The organism is Vibrio hibernica, assembly GCF_015223435.1.
GTDB lineage: Bacteria > Pseudomonadota > Gammaproteobacteria > Enterobacterales > Vibrionaceae > Vibrio > Vibrio hibernica.
Genome location: NZ_VHKO01000083.1, coordinates 1 through 7,637, shown reverse-complemented (window position 1 = coordinate 7,637; position 7,637 = coordinate 1). Strand labels below are relative to the sequence as shown.

Here is a 7,637-nt window from a genome sequence, read left to right as displayed (position 1 = left end):
TGTTCATCAGTATTCATGTGTTTATGGTGGGCTCAGACAGTCGCGCGCTGCCTTTGTTATTATTTTATGCCGGCAGTCAAACAATAGTCTTTTTACTAATAACCTATCGAATAATCGCTTTAAAGCAAGCAAGGTAACTATGTGGAAATTGGTGTGTCATTATAGGCTACACTGACATATTCTAATTTATGTCTAAATCGTTTGAGGGTATCTATGCTATGCATCATTCTATTCACGACGAAGCTCATCTAAGCAATCGCAATCATTGGCTTAGGGCAGCAGTACTTGGTGCCAATGATGGACTGATTTCAACCGCGAGTCTATTAGTCGGTGTCGCTGCAGCAAGTGCAAATAGTCAAACACTGCTATTGACAGGGATCGCCGCGTTAACCGCAGGTGCTCTATCGATGGCAGCTGGTGAGTATATTTCAGTATCGTCTCAAGCTGATACCGAAAAAGCGGATCTGGATAAAGAGTTGCATGAACTGACTCATAATGCTGAGCGCGAGCTATTTGAGCTCACCAAAATTTATGAGAAACGTGGACTGGATCATGTCTTAGCGCATCAAGTTGCCATAGCTTTGACTGAGCATGATGCACTAGAGGCGCATGCCCGAGATGAGATTGGTTTGACAGATCTGAGTCAAGCTAAGCCGATTCATGCGTCAGTTGCTTCTGGATTGTCATTCATTGCGGGCGCCATATTACCGATTATTGGTATTTTACTTTTGCCAGCACAAACACTGGTTTGGTCACTCGCGACTTTAACGATAGTAGGCTTAGCGCTACTTGGCATAATATCAGCGCGCTTGGGCGGTGCCCCTGTTATTCCTGCTACGTCTAGAGTTGTGATATGGGGTGTGCTCGCTATGGTCGCAACATCATTGATTGGTCGGTTGTTTGGGGTGGCAGCATTATAGGGGCCTCATAAAACTGGTCAGTAAATAAGGGTATACCCCAAGGGAACCACCTATTTCACCCTTCAAACCTATTAACAGACCACTTAAAACAGACTGGTATAATGGAACCACTTATAACAGACTATTTTAGGTGTTTATGTTTATTAGAGCGTATCTACGAGCTTCAACCAAAGAACAAGATGCTAAGCGTGCCAAAAGCGAGCTCATAGCATTTGCCAACGATCATGGCCACAAAATTGCCGCCTTCTATGTCGAAAACGAATCATGAGCTATCTTGGTGCGACCCAAGCTTATGCAGCTGATTGAAGATGCTCATAAGGGCGATGTGATCTTAGTTGAGCAGATTGATCGCTTGGCACGTTTGAACCAAGCTGATTGGGATACGCTCAAAAGAATGCTATCAGAAAAAAAGCTCTCTATCGTATCAAAAGAGCTGCCGACCTCATATATGGCGCTTCAATCTGAAAGCAGCACTGAATTTATGAGCAGTGTATTGCAAGCCATTAACTCAATGATGCTGGATATGCTCGCAGCCATTGCTCGAAAAGATTATGAGGATCGCCGTAACCGCCAGATGCAAGGTATTGCTCGTGCTAAGGCAGAAGGTAAGTATTCAGGACGTAGAAAGGATACGGAGAAGCGTAAGATCATTGCCAGTCTACTCAGATCAGGTCATAGCTATTCTGAGATACAAGGTATGACCAAGTGCTCACGGCATTTGATCGCTGATGTGGCCAAGGAAAGACCGAAACTTATCATTGCTCATTAAGTGGTTCCACTACAGCAGTCTACTATGAGTAGTCTATTAATTGATTAATGAGCCTTTTCAGATGGTTCCGCTGGGATATACCCTAAAGTGCATCGTAAACAGTTATACATGAGCTAGCTATTTCAATTAAAAGCTTACAGGCTATATCATAGTAAATCCTAAATATATCGAGCTAGAATTGACGGACAACTTAAAGCTAATGACAGGATAGTCTTGATTTATCTCATTATGTCTATATTATTGGACATATAGAAACAATTAATACTATACTTTTAAAAAAAGTTCGATGAAAATGTTTATGTGATTTGTGCATTAGAATCCTGATGAACCATCTGATTGGTATAGATAATTTATATTATCAAGCATATGTCGCATGTTTATCAAAGCAAGCAAATCAATCGTGTGTATTTACAGGGCTTACTATGAAAAACATCCTATTTCTTTGTGTCGCTAATTCGGCCCGAAGCCAAATCGCTGAAGGATTGGCCAGATATTATCTGCCAGAAAGCATCCAGGTTACGAGCGCTGGATCTATACCATCTAACCTTAATCCTTATGCCATTAAGGTGATGGCAGAGTTAGGTATTGATATCAGTCAACAACATGCCAAAGCAGTTGAGGAGCTAGACACCCACCTTGTAGATGCTGTTATAACTCTGTGTGCTGAAGAGGTCTGTCCTATTTTTTCAAGAGATGTTCAACGGCTGCACTGGCCGCTAATCGATCCTGCAATTGGTTCAAGTTCGTCAGACGAAGCACTTGAGCGTTTTAGAATGGTGAGAGATCAGTTGCGACAACGAATTTTAGTATTGGCGGAGCTAATAAAAATGCCATCTGGTATCGATTCTATAGAGTCTCATACTAGTATTCGAGTCAATGATTTAGCGAAGAGTACGGCGTTTTATAGCTGGTTATTAAACACGTGGCCAAAAGAGTGGACCCATCGTTATGCTACCTTTATCCGCCAAGACCTCAATTTAAATATGGTTCTGGTCGTCTCTGATGGTAAAGAGCTTAATCATGACACGCTTTATCATTTAGGGGTAAATGTGAATAACCAGCAAGAAGTTATTGATGCTTTTTTTAGCGCAAAAGATGCTGGCTTAACTGTTTTTAAACCACCGAGAACCACTTGGAAAGGCACACCGTTACATGAATTATGGCTAAAAGACCCTGATGGTAATCTAATCGAGATTTATGCACGTCTAACAGATACAGAGATTTTAACAAAACCCCAAAATGAGCAGCCTACTTTTTTAGTAGCAGGAACTGATACTGAGGATAGTGATGTCAACTAAGATATTTGACGTGATAGTAATTGGCGGCGGTCAAGCAGGTTTGGCGGTAGGGTATTACCTGAGACGTGCTAAGCTTGATTTTATTATCCTCGATAATCAAATCCAAAGTGGTGGAGCGTGGCGTCATACTTGGCCATCACTAAGGTTGTTTTCTCCAGCAGTAATGAGCTCATTACCTGGTAGGCTCATGCCAAAGGCTAAAGATAATGAATACCCGCATCGAGATGAGGTGCTCAGTTATCTTGCTGATTATGAGCAGCACTACCAGCTGCCTGTGTATCGACCATATCAGGTGACCAATGTACAACGAGATAGTGAACACAACTGTTTGCGAGTGACGGATGGAAAATTTACTTGGTTGGCTAAAGCAGTGGTTAATACGACAGGTACATGGAGTCATAGCGTTATACCAACGCTTGAGGGTCAAGAGATGTATCGCGGTGAGCAGTGTCATTCTGCAAACTATGCGGGTATTGAGACGTATAAAGGCAAGCGGATACTGGTAGTCGGTGGCGGCAATTCTGGCGCGCAAATTTATGCTGAGCTAGCTGAGGTTGCCGATGTAAGCTGGGTCACGCGTGAGCCGCCATTATTTTTAGCAGATGATGTCGATGGTCGCGTATTATTTGAGAGAGCTACGGCTCGGATTATGGGTAATAATGGAGATGCACCGGTGGGCGGAATTGGTGACATTGTTATGGTGCCTCCAGTGAAAGCGGCTCGTGATAAAGGTATTTTAAAAGCGGTGTCTATGTTTAGCCAATTTACTGAGCAAGGTGTCGTGTGGAACGATGGACGTGAGGAACAAATCGATGCGGTGATCTGGTGCACTGGGTTCAAACCAGAGCTTGACCATATAGCCAATTTGGGTGTGCTAGAGGATGATGGTAAGGTAGAAGTAAAACAAGGCCAATCTATAAAAGAGCCTCGTTTATGGCTATTTGGCTATGGCGATTGGGCAAGTCCAGGTTCAGCTACTTTAATTGGTGCTGGACGTAGTGCTAGAGAAAATACTCCCGCTTTGATTGATTTTGTGCAAGGGGTTTCTTAATACTCAACTCGATTTAGACAGTTATAGCTTGAGAAAGCCAGTTTATGAAGACCTCATAAAATATCTTGATTTATTTTTATATGTCTATATTATTGGACTTATGGAAATAATAAATGCTACTGCCAGCTTTGCTGCGCTCTCTCAAGAAACTCGATTAAAAGCTTTTAGACTTTTGGTTAGTCATGAGCCTGATGGTCTGCCTGCTGGTGAAATCGCTCGCAATCTTGGTGTGCCACATAATACGATGTCGGCTCATTTAGCCGTGCTTGCCCGGGCAGGATGGGTAAGCTCACAACGACAAAGCCGCCAGATTATTTATCGTGCGTCTCTTACGCATGTCGAAGATGTCATTCAATTCTTGTTAAAAGACTGCTGTGCAGGTCACCCAGAGTTATGTGGCTCTCTTTTGGACAGCTTGAGTGCCTGTGATATCAACCCATCCGACAAACCCAACAGCTAAGCTACTATTCTTTTAAGAATACAAACCCTTCTAACACTATAAAAAGGTCGTTATGACACCTATCATTTTTCACAACCCTAATTGTGGTACGTCTCGCAATACCTTGGCCATCATGAAGGCTTCAGGCGAGCAACCGAACGTCATTGAATACCTCAAAACACCGCCTACTCGTGAATATTTGATTGAGCTGTTAGGCTTGATGAAACTTTCACCGCGTGAGCTTCTACGCCGTAAAGGTACGCCTTATGATGAGTTAGGTTTAGACGACCTTGTATTGTCTGATGATAAGCTTATTGATGCAATGATGGCGCATCCTATTTTGATAAACCGTCCTATTGTGGTGACTGATAAAGGCGCAGCATTATGCCGACCTTCAGAGCGGGTATTTGAGCTATTGCACCATCCAGTGAGTCGTTTTACCAAAGAAGATGGCGAAATCGTCCAATCTACTAAAGACAACAGTCTAGACCTCTCTGTCGATTTAACGGAGTTACCAAATATAGATGCAGTAGAGCTGCAACCGATTGATATTGATGCTTTGATTGGTGCAAATGATCCCCGTCATCCACCAAGAATATTGGTGCTCTACGGCTCTTTACGTGAACGCTCGTTTTCTAAATTAGCAAGTGAAGAAGCGAGTCGGATATTGCGTTGGTATGGTTGCGAGGTGCGTACCTTTGATCCTACGGGTTTACCATTGCCTGATAGTACTGATGCTAATCATCCGAAAGTACAAGAGTTACGTGAGCTAGCAGCGTGGTCTGAGGGCATGCTATGGGTTAGCCCTGAGCGCCATGGCAGTATCACTAGCATCATGAAAGCGCAGATTGATTGGATTCCACTGTCATTAGGTGGCGTTCGACCGACTCAAGGCAAGACGCTGGCAGTAATGCAAGTCAGTGGCGGCAGTCAGAGCTTTAATACCGTCAATCAGCTGCGTATCTTGGGGCGCTGGATGCGTATGATTACCATACCCAATCAGTCGTCTGTTCCGAAAGCTTTTTTAGAGTTTGATGACAATAATCGTATGCTTAATTCGCCTTTATATCAGCGTATCGTTGATGTGTGTGAGGAATTAGTGAAGTTTACGTGGCTCACACGTGGTCGCTCCACTTATCTAACCGATCGTTATTCTGAACGGGTGGAAAGTCGTGAGGAAGTATCACAGCGTGTAAATCAAAAATCACTCTAAACTCAAGCGTATCTAACGTTAACCTTCTCTAATACCATTGTTTTATTAAGGCACCTTTATGCTCGCATTAGCGATTTTTATTGTCACCTTGACCTTAGTCATATGGCAGCCAAAAGGACTGGGTATCGGTTGGAGTGCAATGGGCGGCGCAGTAGTTGCCCTGCTTCTAGGGGTGGTGCAATTATCAGATGTGGCTATCGTCTGGAATATCGTCTGGGATGCCACCTTTACCTTTGTCGCGCTCATCATCATCTCATTGATATTAGATGAGGCTGGATTTTTTGGCTGGGCGGCATTGCACGTTGCAAGATTAGGTAATGGTCATGGTCGGCGACTGTTTCCCATGATTGTTATTTTAGGTGCGTTCATTGCTGCCTTTTTTGCTAATGATGGGGCGGCGTTATTGCTTACTCCTATTGTCATTGCCATTTTGCTGCGCCTTGATTTTGCACCCAAATCAGCTTTAGCCTTTATCATTGCTACTGGCTTTATTGCCGATACGGCAAGTCTGCCATTAGTAACGTCTAATCTAGTCAACATCGTTAGCGCTAATTATTTTGATATTGGTTTTGGTCGCTATGCTCTCGTGATGGTGCCAGTGAATATCGTATCTGTTATCGCAACGCTACTGGTATTATGGCTTGTCTATGCGCGACAGATTCCAAAGCATTATTCAATGGATAGTCTAAGCTCACCGCAATCTGCTATCAAAGACCCTTTGGTTTTTCGAGCGGCCTTTCCATTATTGGCCTTACTACTTATCGCTTATTTTGCCACCGAGTCATTAGGTCTTGTGATTTCATTGGTGACTAGTATCGCGGCGCTAGTGCTTATGGCAATCGCAGGCCGCTGGTGGCAAGGCGGTCGTGATACCAAGTTTTCTGTGATCCATGTCCTACGCAAGGCTCCATGGCAAATCGTCTTGTTTTCAATCGGTATGTATTTAGTGGTTTATGGCTTGGGTAATGCAGGACTCACGGCATATGGCGCGCAAATACTAAACGGGTTAGGACAGCAAGGTAATGTCGTTGCGACGGTCGGTACAGGCTTTCTATCAGCTATCGTAGCCTCAGTCATGAATAATATGCCGTCAACGCTCATAGGAGCGCTGGCGATTGATAGCGCCCAAGTTCCCGCTGCAACGCGTGAGCTGATGATTTATGCCAATGTTATTGGTAATGACTTGGGGCCAAAATTTACCCCAATTGGTAGCTTAGCAACCTTGTTATGGCTACATGTACTGGCGGAAAAGGATTATAAAATAAGCTGGGGGCAGTATATGAAGATTGGTTTATTAATCACGCCACCTGTACTACTCGTAACGCTTTTAGCTTTAGTATTTTGGTTGCCTATGTTACCCAGTGTTTAAGTAAGCAGTCGTTCTTTGGTCGTTCGTTAAATAAAGCTATAAGTTATCTTACAAAGAATCTCTCAGAAGGATATATCTAATACGATTTATATTATTTACTTATAATACAGTAGGCCACTCAGTATCAGTAACTTTTAGCTGATAGTCTATGTGCTTCTTGGTGCAAACATAATAATAGCCATGCCTAGAAGTGCCACTGAAGTACCTAATATGTCCCATGTTGTTGGTCGAATACCATCAACAGCCCATAACCATAGGATTGCCATCGTTACATACACACCACCATAGGCAGCATAAACCCTGCCAACAGCGGTTGGATGTAAAGTCAGCAACCATACAAAAGCAACCAAACTAAGTGCACTAGGGACAAGAAGCCATATTGACTTACCCTCTCTTAGCCATAAGTATGGCAAATAGCAACCTACAATCTCTGCTAGTGCAGTAATGGCAAAAAGCCCGACTGTTTTTAATTCAGACAAAAAACTTACTCCTTTAGTCATCCATAATGCAGCGATCGAGTTTATCATTCCACCATAAAAAGCATCCTCAAAAAACAGAAAAAAACGCTATTTCTCAAA

Annotated in this window: 7 protein-coding genes and 1 pseudogene; 7 read left to right on the top strand and 1 reads right to left on the bottom strand. The window is 43.2% G+C overall.

Annotated elements, in window-relative coordinates; all coding sequences use genetic code 11:
* The first annotated feature begins 218 nt into the window (after nt 1-218).
* From FH976_RS15130 to FH976_RS15095, 7 genes and pseudogenes are all read left to right on the top strand, one after another.
* A complete protein-coding gene (locus tag FH976_RS15130) occupies nt 219-920 on the top strand; it encodes a VIT1/CCC1 transporter family protein (RefSeq protein ID WP_194091619.1) in 702 nt (233 codons plus the stop codon).
* Between the two features lie 136 nt (nt 921-1,056).
* Nucleotides 1,057-1,689 (top strand): annotated as a pseudogene (locus FH976_RS15125) (recombinase family protein).
* Between the two features lie 323 nt (nt 1,690-2,012).
* Entirely contained in the window at nt 2,013-2,987 is a 975-nt protein-coding gene (locus FH976_RS16005; protein ID WP_228767468.1) for an arsenate reductase/protein-tyrosine-phosphatase family protein, read from the top strand.
* Entirely contained in the window at nt 2,977-4,038 is a 1,062-nt protein-coding gene (locus tag FH976_RS15110) for an ArsO family NAD(P)H-dependent flavin-containing monooxygenase (protein WP_194091618.1), read from the top strand. The genes FH976_RS16005 and FH976_RS15110 overlap by 11 nt, the downstream gene beginning before the upstream one ends.
* A 100-nt stretch (nt 4,039-4,138) precedes the next feature.
* Nucleotides 4,139-4,498 carry an ArsR/SmtB family transcription factor gene (locus FH976_RS15105; protein WP_102076267.1) on the top strand — a complete coding sequence of 120 codons (360 nt, stop codon included), beginning with the start codon at nt 4,139-4,141 and terminating at the stop codon, nt 4,496-4,498.
* Between the two features lie 52 nt (nt 4,499-4,550).
* Nucleotides 4,551-5,690, top strand: a complete 1,140-nt coding sequence (arsH, locus tag FH976_RS15995; protein WP_102076268.1) for an arsenical resistance protein ArsH — start codon at nt 4,551-4,553, stop codon at nt 5,688-5,690.
* Nucleotides 5,691-5,748: 58 nt separating this feature from the next.
* Complete coding sequence (locus FH976_RS15095; protein ID WP_194091617.1) at nt 5,749-7,059, top strand: arsenic transporter; 1,311 nt, start codon at nt 5,749-5,751, stop codon at nt 7,057-7,059.
* Between the two features lie 146 nt (nt 7,060-7,205).
* Here the strand turns inward: FH976_RS15095 and FH976_RS15090 are convergent, their stop codons facing one another.
* A complete protein-coding gene (locus FH976_RS15090) occupies nt 7,206-7,538 on the bottom strand; it encodes a YnfA family protein (RefSeq protein ID WP_194091616.1) in 333 nt (110 codons plus the stop codon).
* Nucleotides 7,539-7,637 lie beyond the last annotated feature (99 nt).